At 40.3% G+C, this 25,181-nt stretch carries 28 protein-coding genes; 9 read left to right on the top strand and 19 right to left on the bottom strand.

Annotated features, from left to right (window positions below; all coding sequences use genetic code 11):
* Positions 1-4 precede the first annotated feature (4 nt).
* The 4 genes from ahpC to sdaAB all read right to left on the bottom strand — a co-directional run bounded on the left by ahpC (position 5) and on the right by sdaAB (position 4,029).
* Entirely contained in the window at positions 5-568 is a 564-nt protein-coding gene (gene ahpC / locus E0485_RS11450; protein ID WP_132418179.1) for an alkyl hydroperoxide reductase subunit C, read from the bottom strand.
* A 345-nt stretch (positions 569-913) separates the two neighbouring features.
* Positions 914-2,236, bottom strand: coding sequence for an aromatic amino acid transport family protein (locus E0485_RS11455; RefSeq protein ID WP_132418180.1), 1,323 nt, complete (start codon positions 2,234-2,236; stop codon positions 914-916).
* 175 nt (positions 2,237-2,411) lie between these two features.
* The gene (gene sdaAA / locus E0485_RS11460; protein ID WP_132418181.1) at positions 2,412-3,308 is read right to left on the bottom strand and encodes an L-serine ammonia-lyase, iron-sulfur-dependent, subunit alpha; all 897 of its coding nucleotides are present in this window, start codon (positions 3,306-3,308) and stop codon (positions 2,412-2,414) included.
* 22 nt (positions 3,309-3,330) lie between these two features.
* On the bottom strand, positions 3,331-4,029 hold the full coding sequence (sdaAB, locus tag E0485_RS11465) for an L-serine ammonia-lyase, iron-sulfur-dependent subunit beta (protein ID WP_132418182.1): 699 nt from the start codon (positions 4,027-4,029) through the stop codon (positions 3,331-3,333).
* Positions 4,030-4,580: 551 nt separating this feature from the next.
* Here sdaAB and E0485_RS11470 point away from each other — a divergent pair.
* From E0485_RS11470 to E0485_RS25325, 4 genes are all read left to right on the top strand, one after another.
* The gene (locus tag E0485_RS11470; RefSeq protein ID WP_132418183.1) at positions 4,581-5,273 is read left to right on the top strand and encodes a helix-turn-helix transcriptional regulator; all 693 of its coding nucleotides are present in this window, start codon (positions 4,581-4,583) and stop codon (positions 5,271-5,273) included.
* A gap of 224 nt (positions 5,274-5,497) precedes the next feature.
* Entirely contained in the window at positions 5,498-7,117 is a 1,620-nt protein-coding gene (locus E0485_RS11475) for a thiamine pyrophosphate-binding protein (RefSeq protein WP_132418184.1), read from the top strand.
* A 22-nt stretch (positions 7,118-7,139) separates the two neighbouring features.
* Positions 7,140-8,009 carry an SDR family oxidoreductase gene (locus E0485_RS11480; RefSeq protein WP_132418185.1) on the top strand — a complete coding sequence of 290 codons (870 nt, stop codon included), beginning with the start codon at positions 7,140-7,142 and terminating at the stop codon, positions 8,007-8,009.
* Positions 8,010-8,110: 101 nt separating this feature from the next.
* Positions 8,111-8,215 carry a YjcZ family sporulation protein gene (locus E0485_RS25325; protein ID WP_207910968.1) on the top strand — a complete coding sequence of 35 codons (105 nt, stop codon included), beginning with the start codon at positions 8,111-8,113 and terminating at the stop codon, positions 8,213-8,215.
* 89 nt (positions 8,216-8,304) lie between these two features.
* Here the strand turns inward: E0485_RS25325 and E0485_RS11485 are convergent, their stop codons facing one another.
* Positions 8,305-9,012: a L,D-transpeptidase family protein gene (locus E0485_RS11485; RefSeq protein WP_132418186.1), complete on the bottom strand. Its 708-nt coding sequence runs from the start codon at positions 9,010-9,012 to the stop codon at positions 8,305-8,307.
* A gap of 23 nt (positions 9,013-9,035) precedes the next feature.
* Positions 9,036-9,719, bottom strand: coding sequence for a DUF421 domain-containing protein (locus tag E0485_RS11490; RefSeq protein WP_132418362.1), 684 nt, complete (start codon positions 9,717-9,719; stop codon positions 9,036-9,038).
* A gap of 234 nt (positions 9,720-9,953) precedes the next feature.
* Here E0485_RS11490 and E0485_RS11495 point away from each other — a divergent pair, with 234 nt between their 5' ends.
* Entirely contained in the window at positions 9,954-11,117 is a 1,164-nt protein-coding gene (locus E0485_RS11495) for an alpha-hydroxy-acid oxidizing protein (protein WP_132418187.1), read from the top strand.
* 100 nt (positions 11,118-11,217) lie between these two features.
* Here the strand turns inward: E0485_RS11495 and E0485_RS11500 are convergent, their stop codons facing one another.
* From E0485_RS11500 to E0485_RS11530, 7 genes are read right to left on the bottom strand one after another with little or no spacing between them, the layout of a single operon-like run.
* Positions 11,218-11,697, bottom strand: coding sequence for a DUF2231 domain-containing protein (locus tag E0485_RS11500; RefSeq protein WP_132418188.1), 480 nt, complete (start codon positions 11,695-11,697; stop codon positions 11,218-11,220).
* A 34-nt stretch (positions 11,698-11,731) separates the two neighbouring features.
* Positions 11,732-13,066 (bottom strand): sensor histidine kinase, encoded by a 1,335-nt coding sequence (locus E0485_RS11505; protein WP_132418189.1) that lies wholly within the window; start codon positions 13,064-13,066, stop codon positions 11,732-11,734.
* Positions 13,056-13,739: a response regulator transcription factor gene (locus E0485_RS11510; RefSeq protein WP_132418190.1), complete on the bottom strand. Its 684-nt coding sequence runs from the start codon at positions 13,737-13,739 to the stop codon at positions 13,056-13,058. Before E0485_RS11510 ends, E0485_RS11505 begins: the two co-directional genes overlap by 11 nt.
* Positions 13,714-14,286: a ferric reductase-like transmembrane domain-containing protein gene (locus E0485_RS11515; protein WP_132418191.1), complete on the bottom strand. Its 573-nt coding sequence runs from the start codon at positions 14,284-14,286 to the stop codon at positions 13,714-13,716. Before E0485_RS11515 ends, E0485_RS11510 begins: the two co-directional genes overlap by 26 nt.
* The gene (locus E0485_RS11520; protein WP_132418192.1) at positions 14,286-15,233 is read right to left on the bottom strand and encodes an FAD:protein FMN transferase; all 948 of its coding nucleotides are present in this window, start codon (positions 15,231-15,233) and stop codon (positions 14,286-14,288) included. The genes E0485_RS11515 and E0485_RS11520 overlap by 1 nt, the downstream gene beginning before the upstream one ends.
* Position 15,234: 1 nt before the next feature.
* Positions 15,235-15,600, bottom strand: a complete 366-nt coding sequence (locus E0485_RS11525; RefSeq protein WP_132418193.1) for a hypothetical protein — start codon at positions 15,598-15,600, stop codon at positions 15,235-15,237.
* 1 nt (position 15,601) lies between these two features.
* Positions 15,602-16,252 carry a stalk domain-containing protein gene (locus tag E0485_RS11530; RefSeq protein ID WP_132418194.1) on the bottom strand — a complete coding sequence of 217 codons (651 nt, stop codon included), beginning with the start codon at positions 16,250-16,252 and terminating at the stop codon, positions 15,602-15,604.
* Positions 16,253-16,430: 178 nt separating this feature from the next.
* On the opposite strand from E0485_RS11530, the gene E0485_RS11535 reads away from it, so the two are divergent.
* Positions 16,431-16,910, top strand: coding sequence for a ferritin-like domain-containing protein (locus tag E0485_RS11535; protein ID WP_132418195.1), 480 nt, complete (start codon positions 16,431-16,433; stop codon positions 16,908-16,910).
* 174 nt (positions 16,911-17,084) lie between these two features.
* Here the strand turns inward: E0485_RS11535 and E0485_RS11540 are convergent, their stop codons facing one another.
* The 3 genes from E0485_RS11540 to E0485_RS11550 all read right to left on the bottom strand — a co-directional run bounded on the left by E0485_RS11540 (position 17,085) and on the right by E0485_RS11550 (position 19,606).
* The gene (locus E0485_RS11540) at positions 17,085-17,945 is read right to left on the bottom strand and encodes an RNA polymerase sigma-70 factor (RefSeq protein WP_132418196.1); all 861 of its coding nucleotides are present in this window, start codon (positions 17,943-17,945) and stop codon (positions 17,085-17,087) included.
* A 40-nt stretch (positions 17,946-17,985) separates the two neighbouring features.
* Positions 17,986-19,167 (bottom strand): NAD(P)/FAD-dependent oxidoreductase, encoded by a 1,182-nt coding sequence (locus tag E0485_RS11545; protein WP_132418197.1) that lies wholly within the window; start codon positions 19,165-19,167, stop codon positions 17,986-17,988.
* A 100-nt stretch (positions 19,168-19,267) separates the two neighbouring features.
* On the bottom strand, positions 19,268-19,606 hold the full coding sequence (locus tag E0485_RS11550; protein ID WP_132418198.1) for a DUF1801 domain-containing protein: 339 nt from the start codon (positions 19,604-19,606) through the stop codon (positions 19,268-19,270).
* Positions 19,607-19,808: 202 nt separating this feature from the next.
* Here E0485_RS11550 and lpxA point away from each other — a divergent pair, with 202 nt between their 5' ends.
* Positions 19,809-20,600, top strand: a complete 792-nt coding sequence (lpxA, locus tag E0485_RS11555) for an acyl-ACP--UDP-N-acetylglucosamine O-acyltransferase (protein WP_268957561.1) — start codon at positions 19,809-19,811, stop codon at positions 20,598-20,600.
* Between the two features lie 14 nt (positions 20,601-20,614).
* Here the strand turns inward: lpxA and E0485_RS11560 are convergent, their stop codons facing one another.
* Positions 20,615-21,064 carry a DnaJ family domain-containing protein gene (locus E0485_RS11560; RefSeq protein ID WP_165921154.1) on the bottom strand — a complete coding sequence of 150 codons (450 nt, stop codon included), beginning with the start codon at positions 21,062-21,064 and terminating at the stop codon, positions 20,615-20,617.
* A 216-nt stretch (positions 21,065-21,280) separates the two neighbouring features.
* On the opposite strand from E0485_RS11560, the gene E0485_RS11565 reads away from it, so the two are divergent.
* On the top strand, positions 21,281-21,928 hold the full coding sequence (locus E0485_RS11565; protein WP_132418201.1) for a lysoplasmalogenase: 648 nt from the start codon (positions 21,281-21,283) through the stop codon (positions 21,926-21,928).
* Between the two features lie 30 nt (positions 21,929-21,958).
* On the opposite strand, the gene E0485_RS11570 is transcribed toward E0485_RS11565, so the two are convergent.
* Positions 21,959-23,464, bottom strand: a complete 1,506-nt coding sequence (locus E0485_RS11570) for a long-chain-fatty-acid--CoA ligase (RefSeq protein WP_132418202.1) — start codon at positions 23,462-23,464, stop codon at positions 21,959-21,961.
* A 148-nt stretch (positions 23,465-23,612) separates the two neighbouring features.
* On the opposite strand from E0485_RS11570, the gene E0485_RS11575 reads away from it, so the two are divergent.
* Positions 23,613-24,455, top strand: a complete 843-nt coding sequence (locus E0485_RS11575; protein WP_132418203.1) for an alpha/beta hydrolase family protein — start codon at positions 23,613-23,615, stop codon at positions 24,453-24,455.
* Positions 24,456-24,508: 53 nt separating this feature from the next.
* Here the strand turns inward: E0485_RS11575 and E0485_RS11580 are convergent, their stop codons facing one another.
* A complete protein-coding gene (locus tag E0485_RS11580; protein WP_235857536.1) occupies positions 24,509-25,039 on the bottom strand; it encodes a C40 family peptidase in 531 nt (176 codons plus the stop codon).
* Positions 25,040-25,181 lie beyond the last annotated feature (142 nt).

Raw genomic sequence — 25,181 nt, forward strand, 5'->3', positions numbered from 1 at the left:
TACCTTAAATCTTACCTACTAGATCAAGGCTTGGTTTAAGTGTTTGTCCGCCTTCTTGCCATTTCGCCGGGCAAACTTCTCCTGGATGATTGCGAACATATTGCGCAGCTTTGATTTTGCTAACAACAGCACTTGCATCACGGCCGATGCCACCAGCTGTGATTTCTACAGTTTGGATAACGCCATCTGGGTCGATAATGAATGTACCGCGATCTGCTAGACCATCAGCTTCGATCAATACATCAAAGTTGCGGGAAACTACATGTGATGGGTCGCCAATCATAATGTATTTAACTTTACCGATGGCAGCTGAGCTTTCATGCCATGCTTTATGTGTGAAATGAGTATCAGTAGAAACGGAATATACTTCAACACCAAGTGATTTTAATGTTTCATATTGGTTTTGGAGATCTTCAAGTTCTGTTGGGCATACGAATGTGAAATCCGCTGGATAAAAGCAAACTACACTCCATTTACCTTTAAAATTTTCTTCTGTAACATCGATAAATTTACCATCGTGAAATGCGGATGCTTTAAAAGGTAGTACTTCTGTTCCAATTAGTGACATAATTCTAATCTCCTTTGTGTAATGTGATATGTTTTGACATTTTAAGCATAAATCAGTTTAAAGAATATCTCAACTAATGTCATACTTTATAATAATTATAATTAACCAAATCACGATTTTTGTCAAGCTAAATTAGAATAATTATAATTAAGAATAAATCCCAAATTGTTAATTCAGCGACTTGCACTTTATTCTTCTCGCTTCATTCCGATTACATTCACATAGAAACCATTTCATTTCAGAAATCTCTCTCGGGGTCTTTCCAATATACAAAAAGCCCACAGCCTAAACACTTATTTAAAAGTGTCCAAACTACGGGTTTAAGTTTAACAAGTGCCACTTTAATTAGAAGAAACCTTTAATACTTGCTAGGATTGTGAGAACGCCCACAATTATGACAAACACATTGCTAAGTTTTCCTCTGTATTTAGCTAGTACAGGAACTTTACGGATCGCATACATTGGTAACACACATAGAATAGCAGCAACTAACGGTCCGCTGAGCGTATCAATAATTCCAAGAATGCTTGGATTTGCATAGGCAGCATACCAGCATGTTAACACTACAAAAACAAGGATCGCTCTCTTAACTGTTTTTTCTTTTAGGTTCTTTCCGCGCGCTTTACCAGCCGAAATAACCATGTCACGCATTACCTCGTATACACCTACATAATGGCCAAGAAAAGATTTTGTCACAGCCACAAACGCAATAATAGGAGCTGCAATCGTGATTATAGGCGAATTAAGACGATTGGCAAGGTATGAAAGTATTGATAAATTCTGTTCTTTTGCCATTACAAGATCATCTGGAGTCAAACTCAAGACACTGCTCCAAACAAAGAACATAACGACAACGAATGTCATAATATAAGTGTATTTTTGTATTTGAGCACATTTGGCGTCAGTAGCTTGTATGCCATAAGTTTGTCTCTGTTTCACAACAAATGACGATATCATAGGAGAATGATTAAACGAGAATACGATGATTGGCAAAACCAAGAATATCAGATTGAAATATCCGCCTACTCCTGTTGGAGCAGTAGAAACACTTGTAAAACTAAGCATCGACGTATTCCACTGTGGAATTAAAGATAGTGAGATAAAAAGCAACGAAGCAATGAAAGGATATACTAGCGTGCTCATTACCTTTACAGTAATATCTTGACCAAAATTCAGAATAGCTATAAGACCGAGTACTAATACAAGGGATAAAATAGCTCTTGGCGGCTCATTCATGTGCAATTGATTTACGATAAAACTACTTGCCGTATTGGTTAGTGCAATTGAATACATCAGCACGATAATATAAATGGATAAGAAAAATACGATGTTAAAAGCTACACTTGCCTTATTACCGAAATACTCTCTTATCGTACCTGTAATCCCCTCATCAGCAGAATTGGAAGCGTATATCATTTTGGCAAGCGCCCTATGCGAGTAGTACATAACAGGAAATGCAAGTATTGTAATTAACAGTAATGAGAATAAACCTCCTGCTCCCGCATTAATCGGTAAAAAGAGTACGCCTGCTCCAATTGCTGTTCCAAAAAGGCTCAATGCCCAGGTAGTATCTTGTTTATGCCATTTTTTAGGATCTGGATATTTTTCATTTGTTCCTGCAGTATTTTCAGCAGTAAACTCAAGTTTTTTCACTGCATTCCCACTCATATTATAATTCCTCCCAGTCTAGTTGTGGATAATTACACTTGCGTTTGGAAGCATCCGCCACTTATTTTTTTATAAGGTTACCTACTTTATCACTTCCTATTCACGCCAGATTGCCTTCATTTAAAGAGCAAATCTATTTAATTTGTTTACGCTTACAAAACTCTTTCTTATATTATTATCTTTCTTTTTTAATAACCTTTTCTCCAAAAATCTTGCTTTTAATAGCAATTCCTGTGGGAGTGGCTGCAATTCCGCCTAAACCTGTCTCTCTTAATTCGCTAGGCATCTGTCTTCCCACTCTAAACATCGCTTCAATTACTTCGTCAGCATTAATGACGTTGGTTACGCCTGCTAGTGCAATGTCCGCTGCTACTAAGGCATTAGCCGTTCCAATAGCATTTCTCTTTACACAAGGAATTTCAACTAAACCTGCAACCGGATCACAAACTAAACCGAGTAAATTTTGTAATGCAGTTGAGAAAGCTTCAGAAGATTGCTGAGGTGTTCCTCCAGCAGCTTCTACTGCTGCTGCTGCAGCCATTGCTGAGGCGCTACCTACTTCAGCTTGACATCCTCCGAAAGCGCCGGAAATACAAGCGTTATTTGCTACTATCATGCCAATTAAAGCTGAAGTGAACAGAAAATGGACCTTGTCCTCATGACTTAACTGTAAGCTTTCTTGTATACTAAACAGCACTCCCGGGATTGTCCCACTTGCACCTGCTGTTGGAGTTGCGCAAATAACCCCCATCGATGCATTTACTTCATTAACTCCGATAGCGTTTTGGACCCCGAACATCATCGAATCTCCAGAAAGAGTTTTTCCACTTTCACGATATCGTTTTATTTTAACAGCATCCCCTCCGGATAAACCGGTTGGAGAAAAAACTCCGTTGCCCTCAGTACTTTTCTTAGCGGCATTTTCCATAGTCGCTAAATTTTTTTCCATTTTACTCCAAATTTCTTCATAAGAAGCTCTAGTTTGCTCGATTTCCTGCTCAATTGCTAATTCATAAATTGGCTTTTGTCTTTCATTAGCCGCATCAATTATTTCCTTTATAGACATGTACATAAAATCTTCACCCCTATTCTATTTATAGAATAATGATTTTAGCTGTACTGCTAAGAGTCCTCAATTCCTTCTGAACATCATTAGGTAATTGGGAATCCAAATCAAATTCATATAAATATTTCCCCGATTTTTCTAAAATATTAAAGTTATTAATTTCCACATTAGATTGTTTAAAGATCCTGCGTAATATAAATTCAAGGTCATCTCTTTCGGAAATCGCTATAAGAACTGGCAATGGCCCTTGAAGATTTAAGCTAAATCCGTCAATTTCGATATGCTTGATTTCAATTAATCCACCACCGACTGAAATACCCACTGTTCTAATACTACAATTTTCATCCTCCATATAAATATCTGCAGTATTCGGATGACCGGCAGGACTATTACCTGCTTCTTCTAAAAAGGTAATGTCAATCCCTTTAGATTCTGCAATTTCAATAGCACCGGGCACTCTACTATCATCGGTAGCAAATCCTAATACACCGGCAATTATTGCAAAATCAGTTCCGTGTCCTTTATGAGTTTCAGCAAATGATTCATAATACCTTACCACCACTTTTTTTGGAAGACCTTGAAATAATTTATTGGCAACTGCTCCAATAGCTAAGGCACCTGCAGTATGTGAACTGGAGGGCCCGATCATAACCGGTCCAATCACATCAAAACAACTTTTGAAATTAATAACCTTCTTCTCTTTAATAGGTACTACGTTCATGTTCATATAAGTTTCCTCCCCATAGATGCCATATCAGTTAGTAGAATTACCAATCTAAAATAAGTTGTGTCAGCTTGAGTAAGAGGTTCAATAGCAACAGAACACCTATCATGTAAAGGTTTTCAAAAATAACAGTAAGGATCGAACCTCATTCTTAGTACTAATTGAACACTTGGATAAATTATTAACTTTGCAATCATTGCATCAAAACAACGATCATTTTAATCTGATCCTTCTTCAATAATTTGTAATAATTTATTACAGTAATTATTTTTTATTACCGCATATATAAAATACCACATCATTTATCATGAAGTCAATGAAATAGTAAAAAATTATTTTTATAGAAATTTATTATTACAACCAAAGTCTGTTATAATTTTAAATATGTCATTCTGATAGACTTTTTAATTCTTGTTTCTCCCTTTAAAGTTCCAGAAACCTTGTTATAATAGGGTTATCTATTTTGAATGCCGGCTTGAACTTTAGCATGACCACAGAACGAATGAAAAATTCAGGAATAAATACTGATTGCTCTTATAAGGAGGATTACTTAATTGGATAATGAACTATTTCGACACTATCAAAATATAATGAATTATTTCGGGGAAATTTTAGGATCTAATTATGAATTTGTATTACATGTTTTAGATCCTAATGGAGGTTCTCATATCGGTCACATAGTCAATGGAAACTTAAGTGGAAGATCTTTAAATAGCCCATTAACTAACTATGCAAAAGAATTAATCAACGATAAAGTATATTTAAATAAGGATTATGTTGTAGGTTATGTTGGAGAAGGACCAAGAGGTAAAAAATTTCGTTCATCAACTTTGTTTATAAAAGATCATGAAGGTCAATTACAAGGTCTTTTATGTATAAATTTTGATGCGGATGTCTATAGGAAAGTCGCAAAGGATATATTAAAATTGGCCAATCTAAATTTAGATATCGACCTTATCCAAAAGGAAACTGATCAGGAACAGCCTGTTGAAAAACTTACCGATAATATTCGTAATATCATTTATGCAGTAATAGATAAAGATATAATAGAATCCGGTGCTCAATTATCACCTGAACAAAAGAAACTTGCTATTTCTAAATTAAAAGAATACGGGGTATTTGAAATAAAAGGTACAATAAATGAAGTTGCTGATATAATGGGAATTTCGGAATCAAGTGTTTATCGTTATCTTCAAATGGTATCACGCAACGACAAGTATCTCCTATCGAGCCAGACTGGTATGTGATCTGGGTGCCGTGCAATAGATATAACAGCTTTAAATACTGACAAAATGTCCGAGAGACTACAATAGTAATCTCTCGGACATTTTTGTATGCTAAAGTACCGACCCACGAAACAAACTCTGCCCGTAATCAGAACCCCTTGGATTGACCAATCATCCCAATACATAACATGACCTCTTTCTGTGCAAACTCACTTTAAGTTAATTATTTCCTGGGGGCCATAAAGATGGTTCATGTTCAAACACTAAGCGTAGCAAATGTTATTCTAGAGCAACTTCAATTAACGGGAGTTAAACGAATTTATGGTATCGTTGGGGACTCTTTATTTGGATTCATGGACGCTCTCGCCAAACAAGATTCCATACAATTTATTGCCGTAAAACATGAATCTACGGCAGCCTTCATGGCCGCTGCGGAAGCTCGCCTAACTGGCTCTCTGAGTGTATGTATAGCAACGTCAGGTCCTGGGCTAGCTAATCTGATCAATGGTTTAAGTGAAGCCCGAATGGACAATCTTCCCGTACTGGCTCTTACAGGTCAAGTCCCACTTCGTAAAATAGGGACACATTACAAGCAGTATATCGACCAACAACAACTGATAAACCCCATTGCAACTTATAGTTCACAGGTCGTTCATCCTGATTCAATCATCGACGTTCTTACAAATGCTATATACACATCCATCGCAGAAAAAACAGTTACACATGTTTCCATACCAGAGGATTTATTCGAAATGGAAATCATGTTCACTCCGCGACCTATAGTGAATTTCGCCAGACTCGAACCCCAAATGGGCAAAATTCATGAAGCCGTTAAAGTGTTGCGGGACGCTAAACGTCCAATGATTATGGTTGGAAAGCAAGCTAAAGCATGTGAAGCCTCAATTGTACATTTGTCGGAAGTATGGGGAGCCGGTATCGTAAACGAATATGCGGCTATCGGAGTAATTCCTGAAGAGAATCCAGTGATGTTAGGTGGATTAGGAGAAGGTGGCAACAACTTCGCCAATAAGTTATTTCAACAAGCAGATGTAGTTCTGCAAATCGGCACGACTTGGTGGCCTAATAAAGATGTTCCCGATCAGGCTCATGTCATTTTAATCCATCCAACCAATCATCATCTAAATATGTCCGTTCCTGTAGAGATAGGTTTATTCGGTGATGTAAATAAGATAACAGTTCTCTTAAATGAAGTGTTTCGAAGCGGTAATTATCAACGGAATGAAAATTGGCTGCAACAAATCCATGAAAATAAACAATTGTGGAAATCGTTGAATGATAAAGAAAGAAATCAAACGGCATTTCCCTTTTTTCCTTCAAATATTGTTAAAGCAATTGAGTCTGGAATTTCAGAAGACGCTATTATTGCCTTAGATATTGGTGATTCTAACCTGTGGTTTCAACGAAACTTCAAGGCTAAGCGCCAGCAGCAATTGGTTTCTGATTATTGGCGATCAATGGGATACGGACTTCCTGCTGCAATGGCGGCAAAAATCGTAATGCCAAACCGTCAGGTCTTATGCATCGCAGGAGACGGTGGTTTGGAAATGGGTCTTGCCGAATTACTTACTGCTGTGCGTTATCAATTAATCATTACACTTATTCTGTTTAATAATCAGGCCTATCAAATGGAAGCTGACAAAATGAAAATGAAAGGTTTTGTGCCTTATGGAACGGATTTAACAAATCCTGATTTTATGCAGATCGCAGAAGCATGCGGTTGGACGGCCATTCGAATTAACCATATAGATCAATTAGAGAAAATAATGAAGGAGGCAATAAATTTCACAACTCCAGTTTTTATTGATGTTCCAACCCGTCGTGTTCCGTACCCAGATTATGGATAAACTTATAAAGGAGCGAAAATAGATGTGTGCCCAAAATAGCCAATCAACACCCTTTCCACCTCAGCATCAACATAAACAACCTGGAATAGAAGCGACCATGAATCCCAGACCACAATATGAAAATCCCCACTATCAAGCAAGCGAGAAGTTATTAGGAAAAGTAGCGATCATTACGGGAGGAGACAGCGGACAAGGCAGGGCCATAGCTGCTGCTTTTGCAAAAGAAGGTGCGGATATTGCGATTGTTTATCTCAATGAACATGAGGACGCGCAAGAAACAAAGCAATTTGTTGAACAACATGGACGCAGATGCTTAACAATGGCTGGGGATATTGGAAATGAATCTTTCTGCAAAGAAGTCATTCAAACAACGATCACTGAACTTGGTAAGCTTGATATTTTAGTAAACAATGCGGCAGAACAACATGTTCAAACGAGTATTGAGTACATTACAACAGCACAAATGGAGAAAACTTTTCGAACCAATTTCTTCTCTATTTTTTATTTGACGAAGGCAGCTTTGCCCCATTTACAGTCAGGAAGCACGATCATCAATGCTGCATCGCTAACTGCTTATGAAGGCAACGAACAACTCATTGATTACTCTGCAACCAAAGGGGCTATCGTCGCATTTACACGCTCTCTTTCCAAATCACTTGTAGCAAAGGGTATTCGAGTTAATGGTGTCGTTCCAGGAACGATCTGGACTCCACTCATCCCTGCATCCTTCCCTGCGGATCAAGTTGCAAATTGGGGAGCTGATACACCGATGAAACGTGCGGGGCAGCCTCAGGAAATCGCACCAGCTTATGTTTTCTTGGCTTCTGAAGATTCTTCCTACATGACGGGGCAAATGCTTCACGTAAATGGCGGAGTAATTATTAACGGATAATATGAATAGCGATATGTAAGGAATAACTTTGTACTCCCATCCAAGCACTCTGGTAATTTAGACATATTATAGAATTAGATAGATAGAGAGGAGGGGGACTTATGGGTGAGGTTGGAGACTACGGTGGCGGTTTGTTCACTAGCACAGCCGCAATTCTTGTTCTGTTTATTCTTTTAGTTATTATCACAAAAACATTCTTATACTAAGAATAAATTTACGAGAAGATATGACTGTAAAAACATCAATATGTTCCTTAAAAGTCACTCTTAACCGAGTGACTTTTATCGTTTACTTTTTAATCTAGCAGCCCTAATTCCTCATATACTTTTTTAGTCACCACCCCATTCTGTGCCAATTGATGATCATATTGAAACTTCATAAGAGCTATCTTTGTATTAGATCGGAACTTACCATCGCATATCCCTCTGAAATAACCAGCACTTTTCAAACGAGATTGAATAAGCTGCACATCCCCACCTACATCACCCTCGGCTAAGTCTCTTGGATTATGACTCGGATCTCCCAGAATATGTCCGAAAATGGTTACTTTAGTGCCGAGCGGAATCATCTCATATAATTCAACGACATCTCTGTTATTCATCCGAATGCAGCCGTGACTCAAATGCTGTCCAATTGAATGCGGCTTGTTCGTACCATGGATACCGTAAATACCCCAGGGGACATTTAATCCTAACCATCGCGGCCCAAAAGAAGGGCCCCAGTCTTTCCCTTTATACACAATTTTATATTCTCCAACAGGTGTCGGAGTAGACGGATTACCAACAGCGACTAAGTATGTCTTCACCTTTTTCCCCTGCTTCCACACAATAAGTCGGTGCTTAACAGGATATACGTCAATTGTAAATAAACTCTGATCAGCAACGATAGGTAATGATGGATCAGCATACGCTTGTTTATCATTTATTCCACCACAAGTAATGATGGAAAATACAACAAATCCAAATATCAATTTAGTGAAAAAATGTATTGTTCGAGCCTTCATTTGTTATCCTATTTCCTTTGTGACTATGTTTTCATATAAGTCTGCACAAAAAGCTCATCTCCAACCAACCATTCAGCTATAAAAACATCTTTGTAATTCTGAATGCTTTTTGTTTGAAGATGCTTCATTAACCATGATTCGTCAAATCCCAACTCTTTGATCTCATCCCATAATACATGCCCATCCCGAATAACGGTAACAGGTACATGAACTGGTTTGCTAGCAAGCTTGAAATCCTCCAATGTTGTTTTTTGATATTTCGGCTTCTTTAAAACGCTGATCGAACCGTTCGGCTCCAAATAGCAATACGCGACTTCCCGAATCGAAAAGGCATCACTCTGCCGAAGCAAACTTTGCAATTGATTGAGATTCATTCGGTTTTTTTTCAATTCACCCCGATCAATTACCCCGTTTTTGATAAGCGCAGCAGGCTTCCCATCAACTATACCTCGAAACCATAAAAATTTCTGTCCAATAAATTCAACGATCAGCAGCAAAAATCCCCACAAGCACATCGCGTAGGTGATTTCAGGAATACCCGCTTCTTTCTCATATAATGCAGTCCCTAGTATCTCCCCTATTACAATAGCAGTAATAAAAGTGAAAGGCGTTACTTGGGTGATGATCTTTCTCCCGACGATTTTAACGATGATAAAAAGCAGGAAAAATCCAACCACAAGTTCATATGTAAGATTCAGGAACTTCATCATCCTATGCCCCCAATCACTCGCCGCTAATATGTGCTCAATGCCGAACCCATTACATTTAGTTCTGGTTATCATGTCCATGAATAGATTGTTTATGCTTGCTATTCACCTCAAAAGAACCGTTTAAATGACTTCCAACTAGGGCAAGACTAAACAAAGATCACGTCAATTTCCTCGATATGCAGAGGTGTACTGCTTAGATCATTCATAGGTTGCAATATGGAGGTGAGGGCTATGACCTTTCGTAGCGATGAGATTCAAATGAAAAGGTATCAATCTGGAGATGAGGCTGCCATACAATTGCCCGTTTCTTATGACGACTGGAGGGAACGTGCGAAGCAGATATTAGCAGCTGGCCCCTTTGGATATGTTCACGGAGCAGCAGGCGCAGGAGATACCAAACGAAGCAATGTTGACGCTTTTCAAAAATATCGAATCCGTCCTAGAGTTTGCTGCGATATTTCTAAATGTGACATTTCCATCCAACTATTTGGACAAAAACAACCCGTTCCCTTCTTGCTCGCTCCTATTGGCGTTAATACCATTCTTCATTCAGAAGGGGAAGTTGGACCTGCCAAAGCAGCAGCAAAATTAGGCGTTCCTTATATTCTTAGCAATGTGTCGAGTATCCCTCTCGAAAAAATAGCAGAAACGATGGGGGAACATACAAGGTGGTTCCAGCTTTATCCGCCGAAAAATCGCGAATTGACCAAAAGTTTTCTAAGTCGAGCTGAACAGGCTGGATTTAGCGCGATTGTCGTCACCGTCGATTCAACCCTCCTAGGCTGGCGGGAAACAGATTTGAGCAATGCATTTTTACCGTTTCTTACTGGCCAAGGGATGGGGAATTATTTTACAGACCCTGTATTTTGTAGTCAGCTCAAACAACCTCCTCATGAAAACATCAAGGAAGCCGTCAAGCTGGCACTGGATGAAGGCAATAATACGTGTTTCACCTGGAAAGAGCTTGACTTTATTCGACAGCAAACCAAGCTCCCGTTACTCATCAAGGGGATCACCCATCCAGACGATGCCGTTATGGCTTTGGAACATGGGGTTGATGGGCTTATTGTTTCGAACCATGGCGGGCGTCAGCTTGATGGCGCGGTGGCGACACTTGATGTTCTCCCATCGATTTGTGAAGCAGTTAACGGAAAAGTCCCCGTATTAATGGATAGTGGCATCCGTAGAGGCGCTGATATTCTTAAGGCGATTGCATTAGGAGCTTCTGCTGTTCTGATCGGTCGTCCGTATGCATATGCTTTGGCCGTTGCAGGACAAAGTGGTGTCGAAGAAGTGATTCAACATCTGATCGCTGAAACGGAACTGCAATTAGCAATTTCTGGACGTCATGCTATTCATGAAGTGGATTCGTCGCTCATTATTAAGGTGCAATGATTCCCCACAATTGGAATGACCATCACGAATAAAAATGGACTGTTTGCTTCAACAGTCCATTTTTTCATTCCATTATTCAGGTTTTCAGTTCAATTACTTGTCACTTCACCGAATTCACTTTACTAGTTGTTGCAGTTGAATCATGATAGACTAACTCCCCGCCGTAGTGCCCTGTTAAGAACACAAGTGTTCCGCCAGCTAATGACAATACAAGCAATACAGGAATAAAAAATTTAGATAAGCTGTACTTGGCATACTTCTTAAGACGAGGAACTAGCGGAAAAGTTTGATAGAGCTTTACTAGAACGATGAGTCCAAATACGAGCAAGGTCAGCATTGCGTATTTTTCATGTATTCCGATTGCTGTTTTATCCGTACCAAACACTTGTCTGGCAAATCTTTCTCCGCCATCACCTGTCATATAAGCAAAAATACCTGTAACAAATCCAGAAATTAGAAAAATATTTGCGATATTGTTCAACATCTTCGGCTTCCAAAGCGCAGCTAATTGGAGAATAGCGCCAATAAATAATAAGGCAATTGGAAAATGAACAATTAACGGATGCAGCGGTGTACTCATTTGATCTCCCTCACTTTTTTGGATGAACTTCCTCTCATACCTTTGACGATACGATCGGCAGCATAATAATGAACATACTTCCTTCACCAAGCTTACTTTCTACTCTGATCGTGCCACGATGAGCTTCTACTATCCATTTTGCAATTGATAGTCCCAGACCCGCATGCCCGAAAGTTCGGTTACGAGATTCATCCAATCGATTAAAACGCTCGAAAATCTCATCTAATTTATCTTCTGGAATTCCAATCCCTGTATCTATAACTCGTAGCGTAAGCATACTCCCTTTTACAGCGGTATCAATTCTAATTTGACCACCTTTGGTCGTATACTCCATGGCATTATCCATTAAGATGACTAGCAATTGCCTGAATCGTTCCTGATCTGCTCGCACAATTACTTCGGTATCTGCAGGTTTGACTAGTTCAATTTCCCGCTGCTGTGCAATCGGAATGAAATTGCGAAATACTCTATCCAGTTCTTCATCTAACATAAATTCAATGAATGACATCTTCACAGCAGAGGCATCTGCTCTAGCTAATGTGAGGAGATCTGCAACAAGACCAGTCATGCGCTTGACTTCTTCCTTCATGTCCAGCATCACTTGTTTGCTGAATTCGGGTATTTTCTCCCCGCCTTCGCTTTCCAACACTTCGATTGAGGAATGGAGAACAGCAAGTGGCGTACGCAATTCATGCGAGGCATCAGCCGTAAATTTCTGCTGCTTCTCAAATGATTGCTTAATCGGCTTCATCGCTCGACGTGACATCATATAGCCTATAGCGATCGATACTAGCAAAAATACAATGGAGATAATGATCTGAGTCAGCATAACCTTCTCAAGCAATCGATTCTGTTCGGTTACATCTATTCCCGCGACAACACTTCCCACATATTCATCTCCGGCATAAACAGCCCTGCCCGCAAGTAAGAGATGGACATTTGATTTCTCAACATCAAACACTTGATGAATCGTTTCGTTCTCCTTTGGAACCCAGTGTTCAAATTTATCGCTAATGTCGTGAGCTAGCTCTGCATTTACTGCGTCGGTCTTCACAATATGACCTTCATAATCAAGGACTAAATAGAAAGGACGCAGCGGCATTTCAATATCATGATAGGAATCCTTTTTATCTGTTTTATCCTTTTTTTCCTTTTGTTTATCCCCCTTCCTATCCCTCATTCGATCCGTTATCAATTCATTGGAGTGTTCATTCGTTTCGTTATTAACGATCGTTTCCAGCTTTACTTGCTGTTCTTTATAAATGATCGAAGTTAGCAGAAAGTAACTAGATAAATTTACTGCGAGCAGGAACAAGATCATCATTACCGCAAAAAATAAAGTTAGCTTGCTGCTCGTTCTAGCAAACATGGGCTACCTCCAGCTTATACCCTGTACCTCGAACATTGTTAATGTTCAAATCTCCTGTCGTACAGTCTAGCTTCTTTCGTAATTGTTTGACTAACGCATCTAACGTGTTACTATTCACATCCGTGTCATAGCCCCATATTCGGTCAATGAGCACTTGTCTTGGAAGTACATTTCCGAAGTTCCTCATAAGCAGCTCTATTAATTGAAATTCTCGTATCGTGAGTGCGATCTTCATATCATCGTAAACAAGAGATCGTTCATTGACTGATAATCGATAGGAACCGATCTCGATCCATTCTTCTTGAATAACTTGAGCGATACGTCTCGACAACGACCGAATTCTTGCAAACAGCTCAGCGAATTCGAACGGTTTCATGATATAGTCATCCGCACCAGCATCCAGACCATCTATTCGATCATTTAAGGTATCCTTTGCTGTCAGCATAATAATCCCGCCCGAATAGGATTCCATCCTTAATTGTTTACACAGCATGATCCCATCCATTCTTGGCATCATCCAATCGAGAATAACCATATCATAGCTAGTCGTATCCATATAATCTAAAGCTTCTAAGCCGTCCTTAACCCAATCAACAGCATGCCCTTCCTTGTTCAGCATATGTACAATGAGGGGGCCAAGTCGAACATCATCCTCGGCTAGTAATATATGCATGACTCTGCTCCTTTTCTTTTGCTGGCTTCCTCCACCCCATTCGAACGACAACTACTAATATGAAAAGGATGCCAGTAATAGCATACATCATTTTTATCCCCTTTAGCGATGAATCTGAACCAGCAAGAAGTCCGTGAAGTAAGGAAAGAATAAAAGCAGGAAAAGGCAAATAGTGCACAAACCTCCAGACTTTTTTCCCAAAAGTTTTCATCCAATCCGAAGTCACCAGTACTGCAAAAAACATATAAAATGCAAGAATCCCAAAACCATTAGCAACCGTTTGATGATCCGTGTAGAAAGGGACCAACACCTCTTTAATCGAGAATGGCTCATACATATCAATCAGCAATACGATTCCATGAAGCAATCCAAATAGAAAACCAAACCAGCCCGTCCATTGGTGGATGATTAATAACAAACCTCGACGCTTGACAGAGACCAGCTTGCTGTACCCGAACGCTCCAACAGAAACCGAAATAAACAACAGTAGATAAGAGCTAATTCCAGCTGCCTTAATGACACCCCATGTAGAGAGATAATTTGCCATTACCAATTCAACTCCTCTACATAATTTTTCACATCGCGATTAAGTTTGATTTCTCCACTCTTGGTAATGAAGATATATCCGACTCCTTCAAAATGTGAAGATACCCAATTATTCACTTCTGACGCTTCTAGCATACAGATCACCTTCGATACAACCTCTGCTTGTGCTGTTGATGGAGCGAGTACAGTTGCTTGCACAATATCGGAGTTAGCAACCTGCATGGTTTGACCATCTATAATATGGTGATACAAATTTCCATGATGAATCCATCTACGGTGCATAACATTAGATGTTGCAATTGCTCCTTCTTTGATCCAGAGCTGAATAACTTCTTGATCTTCATCGGTTGGATGCTGGATACCAACTTGCCAAGGAATCGCGTTACTCCAAACTCTCATGTCTCCGCCCGCATCAATTGCTCCTTGCTGGACTTGAAGATCATCTTGAAGCAACCGATAAGCGAGGTCAACCGTCCATCCTTTGCCAATACCTCCAAGATCGACATTAACTTGCTTATGTTTCGTTACCGATCGAAGATCATCAGAGAACGATAGTACATCAAAGTCAAACCTTTCGGATAACTGAGCGTTCCCATAATGATACGTTGAATCTAGTACGCTATCCACACGTTCAATTTTCTCAAACGAACGATCATACCCGATCCTGTTGAGAACCGATCCGATCAACGGATTGAATTTGAAATCTGATTGCAGCGTGCATTTCCATGCATAAGCGAATAAATCATAGAGCTGTTCTGTAAGCATATAAGGATTGCCGATAGGCGCATTATTCAAGCGTGATAATTCACTATCCACAGAGAATCTTGATGCCGTAGCTTCCATGACTTGAAACAGCTGCTGAACCTGATCTGCCCAGTCGAGTTGCTCGGGAACGTCATCTATGATCACGGTCACTTCTGTATTCATCGCACGAAATGTCTTCTCCATATTAGGATCTCCGAGTTCTCAGTTTTTTCGTGGTTTGAGTGGGTTGAGTAGGCTGCGTATCTTTAGGAACAATCGTTACCTCCTGCTTCTCCCAATCCAAGCTATTAATCCATGTTTCTCTCTGATTTTTTTCATCATGACTCATATTTTGTAACCCATTTACATCTTGCTCATTGCCAACGAACCCTGTATTTTGGCCTTTAATAGAAGTCTGGGTATTATTTCTAATGTCATAAGGAACGCCCATATTTTCTATATTCGCTTCCGCCTTATTCGTTAAATTCAATTGCCCTTCCACATAAAGAAGACCTGTAAAAAGAGCTACACTCGAAACACCGATCACCCACTTCGTAATTTTACGACTCATTTCATTTCACTCCTTCCCATGTCAATGACCAACCATTCAATTCTTCCTTTGTTGTCATCTGATAACGCATCAGTACAGCTATAGCTTCTGCAGGAATATACAACAGATTATCTTTCATTATTGGCACTGATGTCATTCGATATTTAGCACCATTGATAAACATGACATTTTCATTCGAACGGAAAATACAGTCAAGCACAGTAGTTGCAGATGTATGATCAGAAACAAACATTTCTATCGCTCCAATGTTCTCATACCAAATGCTCGCTACATCAAGCTGCTGCAGTGTAGTAACTGCAGGTACATAAATGACTTGGTCTTGTATAAAGCCAGTTAACTTCATTAAAGGCTTATTATCGACTTGAAGTGTGATCATCTTGTCAGATAGACCTGTCCGATCTATTTGAGATACCATTTCATTTGAGCGATCATCTGTATCATATTTAATATCCTTATTGAGCTCCTTGGATTTGTCACTTTTTTTGTTGTGATCGTCCTTCTCCACCTTCTTGTCATTCTTGTGATCGGCATAAACGATTGACTGATTATAAGTAAAGACGAACCCCAACATCACGACCACAAAAGCGATCACTGCTCCCCGAACAGCGAACTTTTTAAACCGTTTATTGGATATGTAATTTCCTTTATGCACGTCTTCCCCTCCATTTATTGATTGAATCTATTCCGAGTATAAACCTTGATTCTGATAAAAACATGAGAAACATCAGTCACTTACAGGGGCCATGCTAGCGAGTAAAAGTAAAGGATCGAACCTAATCCCAGCTAGGTGAATATCCTACTAAAAATGAAATGTGAAAAGGAGAACGCAAATGATCCCTTCATATCCACCCTCACATTATAGCTATCAGCAACGCAATTGCTATGGATATATCAGTCCTAATCAGGAAATGATTCCCTATATGATTTTGCAATCCATATCAGGGGAAAGAAGCGATGAGTTGTTCTATCAACAACTGATACAATTAGCACCAACTGAAAACGAAAAGAAAATTATTGCTGGAATTCGTGATGATGAAAGAAAACATAATCAAATGTTTCGAAACATATATCAACAATTAACATGCACAATACCAAATGTGTCAGAAAGTATGGAGGAGCAGGGCGAAACCGTAACCAATTATTTAGAAGGAATTGAAAAAGCCTTATTTGGGGAACTGAAAGCATTCGAGAAATACAGAACGATCTTTTTCAACATTCAGCCGCAATTTCGCGATATGATCTTCGAAATTATGACGGATGAAATTAAGCACGCGAGCTACTACAACTATCTGTTTGCAAAGAACAAATGATGAACCCTCATAGACAAGAAGAAACGACTTCGCCATCCTTAAAGGTGGCGCGTTTCTTAAGGTGATACTTAGAATTTATTAGACGAATGTTATAAATTCTATATCATTAAAAATATCCCCTTCAAGTAAACAGTTGTGCGCTTTATTCGCACTGTCTACTTAAAGGGGATATTATCAATTATAGGTGAACTTCAATTTATCAGGATTTCTAACAAAGTATAAATTGCGAATCGAATTTCTCTCGACGTGCATTAGAGCAACGGTATCGATAACCTCACCTGATCGGACAATAATTCCTGATTGGCCGTTTACATCTCTTATTTCTATACTGAGGCCTTCTTCATCATTTTGAATCTTACGAATAAGACCGAGAAGAAATCGGATGACGAGCTCTGGCGTTTCAATAGGATGGACAGCAGCGATCGCTTTGCCTCCTCCGTCTGAGACCAACACGACATCCTTAGCGAGCATTGAAACAACCGTATCCACATTACCTTGCTGGAGAGCATGCAGGAATTGATGGACCCATTCTTCGCTTGCTTCAGAAGAGATCGGTTCTTCGCTAGCAATTCCCAACTTTACTCTCGCGCGACTGATCAGCTTTCGGCAATTCGCTTCGCTTTTGTCAACGAGTTCAGCAATCTCAGGATATTCATAACCGATCCCCTCACGAAGCACGAATACCGCCCGTTCTGTAGGGGTCAGCTTTTCAAGCAGCACAAGCATGGCGTAAGACAATAGCTCGCCGCGAACTACCGATTCATACATTTCATCATTAGATGTAAAAATAGGCTCGGGAAGCCATTGTCCGAAATACTGTTCCCGCCGTTTACGTGCCGATTTTAGTAAATCTCGACAACGATTCGTCACCATTTTGCACAAATAGGCTTTGGGTTCAACTAAACGTTCGGGATCTACATCATGCACTTTAAGAAATACGTCCTGTACAGCATCTTCTGCATCGGTAACAGATCCGGTTAATTGATAGGCAAGGGTAAAAAGCAGCCCTTTATACTGCTTATATAACTCCTGCATCTTTCCACTTCCATTCTTATCATCTAGCTCTCTATTTACATTATTTCAACAGACTTGCCGAATCCCATGTGAATTTCCTTAAACGCCATCCTAGCTGTCCTGTTATAATCATATCTATTCCCCATTTACGTATCCATGCCATGCCTTGATTAGGGCCGAGGCCAAAACAGAAGAAGTCCATAAACCCCTTGTGTACAGGCGCAGGGAGTCCTGTTATATCAGCCATCATAATCTTTGCAAGCCTTCCCGCTTGAGCGGTTGCTTCCTTGCACGTCTTGCCGTCTTTTCGTCCCGTTGCAGGATCTACGATTCTTGCACAATCGCCGATACTATAAACACCTTGACTGCCTTGGACGCGATAACTGGCATCCACAATCACTTCACCTTCCGTAGTTAACGGCAGCCCCAGACTCCGAAGCATTGGATTAGGCAATAAACCTAGTGTCCAGACACATAAGCCAACGGGTATTGTTTCACCATCCGATAAAGTGACGATTCCTCCTTTTTCGTGCATTGCCTTTCTCCCATGGAATATCTTTACCCCGCACTGCTCAAGCGAATGTTCCAGCTTTTGTCCTACCTTAGCAGGACCTTCTGGGAAAAGCCTATCATTCGAATTCAATAGAAAAATCTTCACGGCAGTCGGATCGAGGCCAATTACTCTCGCCTCTTCACGAACGATGGAAGCGAGTTCTGCCGAAGTTTCAATGCCGCTTATCCCAGCACCAGCTATCGCTAACGTCATTAATCTCTGACGTTCAAGCGGATTCGTTTCTTGAGCAGCTTTCATTAAATTTGTGCGCCAAGCCTGTCGAATCTTTGCTGCAGCATCCAGATTTACCAATGCTATTCCGCCTTGAGCAGGATCCGGCCGCATCACGACGCTCCCCGCCGCCAAGACAAGTAGATCATAGCGCATCGAGTGCTCGTTGCCCCCCGTATCCTGATAGAATAGCCTTTTTTCTACTGATTCGATTCCCGTTACCGTCGCCTGAATAAAATTAGTTCCATCGGACAATAAGTTAGTAAAAGGAATTGCAATATCCTCGTCCCTCGTCGCCTTCTTGAACAACAGTACTTTACGAAGATGATAGGTGTTCTTATCAATTAGAATAAGCTTTAATCGCGAACCCGACTCTCCTAAGAATGCTTTACGAATCGCTTTTTGCGCATGAATCCCCGCATATCCTCCACCAACAACCACACAAGTTAATTCATTCATCACAAATCCCTCCATCTCTCGTTTGATCATGTAACGAGATAGGGTGCCATTTTGTGACATCCTCATTCCGTTCCATACAAAGAATGAAGCTCGGCCAATTTTACAGCGAACCCGATGCTTGACTAATCCATTCTGCTAGTTGAGTGCGATTAATCATATCCCCATTGCGCAGTTTCATCGTTTTTCTTTCCGGTGGACCATCAAATAATTCTGCAGGCAGGTTCAACTCAGATGTATGAAAGATTGTGAAGCTAACTGCTGCTTTGGATGGCGAGATCACAGCTGCATATTTACCGTTCTTTAAAAAATGAGGCTTCTTATACTGCATCCGTTCAAGCGCATCAGGTATCGCCTGATACACAACCTCTCTCAAAATCTCCGACAGTTCGCTCTGCCACGGTTCCAACGCTTCGATAAATTCGGTTACTTCTTGATTCATTGCTTCTTCTCCCCTTTATGTTTTCCTAATAAAAAGTTAAGTTGGTCCTGCAATTCGTCTTTCTTTACGGGATCAAATTTAATAACTTGTTCACTTCATAACTTGATTGGTCAGATTATATCTGCCAATATAGGAATTATACATATTAATCGAATATTCAATTTATTTTAAACTACAAGTTTTGTAAGAATTCGCATACCAAATTGGAGGAAATTGTATGATACATCCAACCGCTATTATTCATCCCCATGCCAAGTTAGGTCAGAATGTAGAAGTTGGTCCATTCTCCATCATCGATGAGGATGTTGTGATCGGTGACCATTGCAGGATTGAGTCTCATGTCCGAATTCATTGCAACACCACACTTGGGCAGAATAACCATATCTATCATGGAGCTGTAATTGGCATTGAGCCAATCACTACCATTCCTCAAACCGAACCGACCTACTTAACGATTGGCGATCACAACGTCATTCGCGAACATGTCACGCTATCTCGTGGAACGAACAAGGGCGGTTCGAATACTACCATCGGTAATCATAATTTAATTATGCTGTACGTACATATCGGGCATGATTGCATCATCGGCAACCACACTACAATCACAGGAAGCGTCAAGATTGCGGGACATGTAGAAATAGAGGACCACGTTGTAATCGGAGGACTGACCCCCATTCATCAATATTGCAAAATCGGACGTTATGCAATGGTCGGAGGGGGCAGCGGTATCTCACAGGATGTTGTCCCTTTTGCACTTGTAAGTGGCAATCCGCTCCGATATTTAGGTCTTAATGTCGTAGGATTAAGACGTGCAGGTCTAAGCTCAATTGAACGTAAAGAAATTAAGAGAATTCATAGTATTCTATTCAGGCAAGGACTACCGCTTCAGAAAGCCGTTGAGACTCTTCATGAACTACCTGATTCCGAGTTTATCAAACACACGTTATCTTTTATCGATAAATCAACTCGAGGACTTTGCAGAAAATCAGAGTAAGGGATAATATCTAATTATTCCCACTTATCACTATATTTTAACTTTAGATTCTCAGCTGTTACGAAACCTTTTTGCAAAGCACTATTCGGAACTTTCCGATTATAAACTTTAATCAGAGCATTGATTTCGTCAATCTCTTGCGAAATGATGGTACTGCCAGCTTGTTGATCTATCTTCTTGATAGTGGCTACCATTCTTAAACGAATCTCTTTCTGCAATTCAACCCACGGTGGTAGAAAATTAGAGTTTTTGAGAATCGTGTTTAGTATATCATCATTCGATATATGAAGTGGCTTGCCCTTACCTTCAAGATAATCAAACCCGCCTTGGGCCGCATAGTCTTTGACGATTTCATCAACGACCAGATGAGATTCAAATGGTCTTGGTTTATCTAATTCAGAAGCATCCTTAGCCTTGTTCTCAGCATCGGATACCACAGCTTTCTTATCATCATGATGATTCAATCTTACCCCTCCGATTATATCTATAATAGACTTCCAGCTTGCACCAACCTTTGTAGCCTATTATGGCATCGGAAGCAGCCAGCACGCAAGCAAACTATCTGTGTCTAATACTATCTGTGTCTAGCCTCGTCTACTTAGATTTAACGCTATGAATTATCTGAATAATGAGATATTGTTAAGTTAATTACCTAATCAACAATAGGAAGGGGATCATTTATGGTCAAACGATTGTTAGCTGTGCTAATCCTTGTAATGGGGCTTGTTGATATTTTTGTAAGCTCCGCCATGCTGTTCAAGCTAATCCCGATGTGGCTCATTCTCATTTATGCATATTTGCATAAACCACATCTGAAGGATCGGTACTTCTTAATCGTACTAACGGGGCTATTCTTCTGCATGCTCGGTGACGGTCTCTTAAAGTGGTTTGTAGTCGGCTTATCCGCATTTCTCATTGGACATCTCTTCTACACATGGGCCTTCATCACCAGATGGCGATTCTCCTGGATCAGATTCAGCACGATTCTCCCTCTCCTCCTATACGGAATCTATATGGGCTATAGAATCTTCCATTCTCTCCAAGACAAAGGGGATCAAGTCTTAATCATTCCTGTTCTAGTGTATCTTCTTGTTATCTCTCTCATGTGCTGGTTCTCCATCATGACAGGGAATAAGTGGTCGATCGTCGGTGGTATCCTCTTCGTAACCTCGGATTCTATTCTAGCCTGGAATATGTTTATCACCGATATCGCCTATTCTCACGTACTGATCATGTCTACATATTATATGGCACAATTCCTAATTGCGAGAAGTATTGGAACAACCACACAATCGAATTCGGCAAAATTAAACAGCATCGTACCTTAAAGGTCGATGCTGTTATGGTTATTTTATGATCTAAACAACCGTTGTTTCCCTTAGAGATTTTCTTAGAATTTTACCTGAACTGTTTTTAGGCAGCTCTGCTATATACTCGATATACTTCGGAATTTTATATTTAACTAATTTATCCTGGAGAAAAGCTCTAATTTCCTCATCCATTAAGGCTGCATCCTTCCTTACAATGTAGGCTTTGACTGCTTCACCCAGTTGTTCATCTGGAACACCAATCACTGCCGCTTCAATGATCGCTGGATGCTGATATAGTACCTCTTCTACTTCTCTTGGGTATACATTATAGCCGCCAACAAGAATCAAGTCTTTCTTGCGATCGACGATATAGATATAGCCTTCCTCATCCATTGTAGCTAAATCACCTGTATACAACCAATCATCCTTGATCGTTAGACTAGTTTCCTCTGGCATTCCAAGATAACCTTTCATCACATTAGGACCTTTGACAATCAGTTCTCCAATTTCGCCTCGCGGCACCTCTAACCCTTCACTGTCAACGACCATATTCATGACACTCGGAATATTGAGCCCAACAGAACCAGGCTTTCGCTTACCGCGAATTGGATTGAATGCTGTTACTGGCGAAGCTTCCGATAAACCATAGCCCTCTTGAATTTGAACCTGGAATCGCTCGCTAAAATTCTCAAGCAATGATACAGGTATAGGCGCTCCACCTGAAACTGCGAGTCGTAGGGAAGAGAAATCAGCAGCACTCACGTTTGGAAGCTGCATGATATAGTTGTACATCGTTGGAACTCCTGCAAATAAGGTTGCCCGCGTATCTCGAATCGTATTCACAACATCAACTGGACTGAATTTCGGCATGATCACCATCGACGAGCCGCAAATAATCGGAGCATTCATACACACTGTCATGCAGAAAACATGGAACAAGGGCAATACGGCAATGATCCGATCATCCCGAGTCATTTCGAATAACTCGCAGCAGGCAACCGCATTCGAATACAAATTGCGATGGGTCAGCATGGCACCTTTCGGATTCCCCGTCGTGCCCGATGTAAAGAGAATGACGGCAACATCTTCTTCATCAAGCTCTGGAAGCGATAGTTGCTCATCTACTTCCTCCATCAATAATTCCATATTGAGTTCATTCTCTACAGGTTCTGCATAAATAATCGATTGAAGCTCAGCTAATTGACTCCTTAGTCCATTCAAGACTGGCTGTAACGCGGAATGGGCAATAATAAGCTTGCATTTGCTTGTCGTCAATATGTAGGATAATTCCCTTGAGGTGAAAGTAGGATTAATTGGTACAACAATCGCACCTGCTCGTATGACACCATAGTAAGCGGTTACAAAATACGGATTATTTCCAAGCAATAATGCGACAACATCTCCCTTGCCAATTCCTTTAGCCGCAAGCTGGTATGTAAATCGATTCACTCTGTCATCAAGTTCCTGATACGTAACTTGTTCTCCCAGATAGTCGTATGACAGACTATTTGGGTAATGCTGTGCATTGCTCCGTAAACGTTCGCTTAAATTCATACTAGCAACTCCTCCTTTATTTTCCACAAAAAGGATATCTACAACTCTATCGTAACTTGACCATTAAGACACGTCAACTTGTATTTTTACGACCTAGACGCTATAGTACACAATTGATTACCTGCACGAAGAAGGATGCTGAATACAAATGATATTTCATATAACTTACCTTTCAAACGACGGCCTTAAGGTCAAAGGATATTTGGGCATCCCACCTGAATACATGCTTTCCATACCTGCTTTAGCAAAGTTAGATAAAGAGATTTATCCCTTGTCAGAACTGCCGATCAAGCAGCTAGCTAGCTCCTTACATTCTCCATCTAAAGACATCATGCAAGCGAAATTGCCAGCACTCATTTATTGCCGTGGTGGAATAGGCAAAGTAGGGAAAGTCAAATTGGAGTGGATAGAACAATTCACAGCTCAAGGTTATATCATTTTTGCTCCATCATACAGAGGAAATGAAGGCGGAGAAGGCAGGGATGAATTCGGCGGTGCGGATCAAGCCGATGCGCTTGGAGCGATTCATTATTTACAGCAGTTACCCTTTGTCCGTACTGACCAAATATCCGTTATGGGCTTCTCTCGCGGATCGATCAATGCAGCACATTTGGCTGGACATTCGAAAGATGTGCATAAACTCATCTTATGGAGCGGCGTATCTGACTTAAGCAAAACGTATGAGGAAAGAATTGATTTACGTCGAATGCTTAAGCGCGTAATAGGCGGCACACCGAATAAAGTACCTGAAGCCTATGAAGCCAGATCCCCCATCCATATAGCCAATCAATTGCAATGTCCGATACTTCTGATACATGGCACTGACGATACTCAAGTCGATTTCGGGCATAGCTTGAAGATGTACCAAATGCTGATTAAGCTGCACAAAGATGTTTCCTTCCATCAATATGAAGGGCTTGGACATCATTTCCCCGCTCCAATCCATCTCCAGGCTGTTCAGCGTATGTTCGAATGGATTCGGCAAGATTAACTAGAAAAAAGCGCAAAGAGTTAATCACTCTTTGCGCTAGGCTTGTCCATTTATTAGAAATAACGTGCTGCTGCTACATAACGAGTACTCCAGTAGCCTTTATTCAAATCACCAGTTGTTAAACCGTATACTGACCCAGTTGTATTGTGAATGAACTTGCCATTTCCTACGTAGATACCAACGTGTCCGATTTTACCAGGAGTTTTGACGCTTAGGAATACAAGGTCACCTTTTTTCAAATCTTTCTTAGCTACCTTTTTACCTTGGTTATATTGCGCGTTTGCTCCCCATTTCACGTCAACGCCTACTTGCTTAAGCGCATATTTTGTAAAAGATGAGCAGTCAAAGATCAAGTTTTTTGTATCATTTTTGCCATACACATATTTAACTTTACCTACAAGTGAATTTGCAAATTTTATCATCTTATCCGCTTTTTGGGCAGATGTCATAGAAGTTGTTGCTTTAGCAGAAGTAGCTGCTGTAGTAGTTGTTGCTGCAAAAGCAGTTGTAGTTGTTGGAAGAATCAAAGCTGTGCTCATTACGACACCAAAAACGATTTTTCCTAGTTTGTTTTGAATTTTCATGGTTGTTGCCTCCTTGTGAGTACCAATTTGGTTTCTGACACTACTATAACACATGTCCAAATGCCCAAATCTGGGCCTACAAAGCCGCAAAACCGCGCTGTGCTTAAAGAAAATCATCATTCTGAGAAGACGATTAAATAGC

This window comes from Paenibacillus albiflavus, assembly GCF_004344915.1.
Lineage (GTDB): Bacteria > Bacillota > Bacilli > Paenibacillales > NBRC-103111 > Paenibacillus_AM > Paenibacillus_AM albiflavus.

Bases quoted from the DNA above. Each gene is read 5' to 3' on its own strand.
- ahpC (WP_132418179.1), bottom strand. From the start codon at position 568: ATGTCACTAATTGGAACAGAAGTACTACCTTTTAAAGCATCCGCATTT.
- E0485_RS11455 (WP_132418180.1), bottom strand. From the start codon at position 2,236: ATGAGTGGGAATGCAGTGAAAAAACTTGAGTTTACTGCTGAAAATACT.
- sdaAA (WP_132418181.1), bottom strand. From the start codon at position 3,308: ATGTACATGTCTATAAAGGAAATAATTGATGCGGCTAATGAAAGACAA.
- sdaAB (WP_132418182.1), bottom strand. From the start codon at position 4,029: ATGAACATGAACGTAGTACCTATTAAAGAGAAGAAGGTTATTAATTTC.
- E0485_RS11475 (WP_132418184.1), top strand. From the start codon at position 5,498: ATGGTTCATGTTCAAACACTAAGCGTAGCAAATGTTATTCTAGAGCAA.
- E0485_RS11480 (WP_132418185.1), top strand. From the start codon at position 7,140: ATGTGTGCCCAAAATAGCCAATCAACACCCTTTCCACCTCAGCATCAA.
- E0485_RS25325 (WP_207910968.1), top strand. From the start codon at position 8,111: ATGGGTGAGGTTGGAGACTACGGTGGCGGTTTGTTCACTAGCACAGCC.
- E0485_RS11485 (WP_132418186.1), bottom strand. From the start codon at position 9,012: ATGAAGGCTCGAACAATACATTTTTTCACTAAATTGATATTTGGATTT.
- E0485_RS11490 (WP_132418362.1), bottom strand. From the start codon at position 9,719: ATGAAGTTCCTGAATCTTACATATGAACTTGTGGTTGGATTTTTCCTG.
- E0485_RS11495 (WP_132418187.1), top strand. From the start codon at position 9,954: ATGACCTTTCGTAGCGATGAGATTCAAATGAAAAGGTATCAATCTGGA.
- E0485_RS11500 (WP_132418188.1), bottom strand. From the start codon at position 11,697: ATGAGTACACCGCTGCATCCGTTAATTGTTCATTTTCCAATTGCCTTA.
- E0485_RS11505 (WP_132418189.1), bottom strand. From the start codon at position 13,066: ATGTTTGCTAGAACGAGCAGCAAGCTAACTTTATTTTTTGCGGTAATG.
- E0485_RS11510 (WP_132418190.1), bottom strand. From the start codon at position 13,739: ATGCATATATTACTAGCCGAGGATGATGTTCGACTTGGCCCCCTCATT.
- E0485_RS11515 (WP_132418191.1), bottom strand. From the start codon at position 14,286: ATGGCAAATTATCTCTCTACATGGGGTGTCATTAAGGCAGCTGGAATT.
- E0485_RS11520 (WP_132418192.1), bottom strand. From the start codon at position 15,233: ATGGAGAAGACATTTCGTGCGATGAATACAGAAGTGACCGTGATCATA.
- E0485_RS11525 (WP_132418193.1), bottom strand. From the start codon at position 15,600: ATGAGTCGTAAAATTACGAAGTGGGTGATCGGTGTTTCGAGTGTAGCT.
- E0485_RS11535 (WP_132418195.1), top strand. From the start codon at position 16,431: ATGATCCCTTCATATCCACCCTCACATTATAGCTATCAGCAACGCAAT.
- E0485_RS11540 (WP_132418196.1), bottom strand. From the start codon at position 17,945: ATGCAGGAGTTATATAAGCAGTATAAAGGGCTGCTTTTTACCCTTGCC.
- E0485_RS11545 (WP_132418197.1), bottom strand. From the start codon at position 19,167: ATGAATGAATTAACTTGTGTGGTTGTTGGTGGAGGATATGCGGGGATT.
- E0485_RS11550 (WP_132418198.1), bottom strand. From the start codon at position 19,606: ATGAATCAAGAAGTAACCGAATTTATCGAAGCGTTGGAACCGTGGCAG.
- E0485_RS11565 (WP_132418201.1), top strand. From the start codon at position 21,281: ATGGTCAAACGATTGTTAGCTGTGCTAATCCTTGTAATGGGGCTTGTT.
- E0485_RS11570 (WP_132418202.1), bottom strand. From the start codon at position 23,464: ATGAATTTAAGCGAACGTTTACGGAGCAATGCACAGCATTACCCAAAT.
- E0485_RS11575 (WP_132418203.1), top strand. From the start codon at position 23,613: ATGATATTTCATATAACTTACCTTTCAAACGACGGCCTTAAGGTCAAA.
- E0485_RS11580 (WP_235857536.1), bottom strand. From the start codon at position 25,039: ATGAAAATTCAAAACAAACTAGGAAAAATCGTTTTTGGTGTCGTAATG.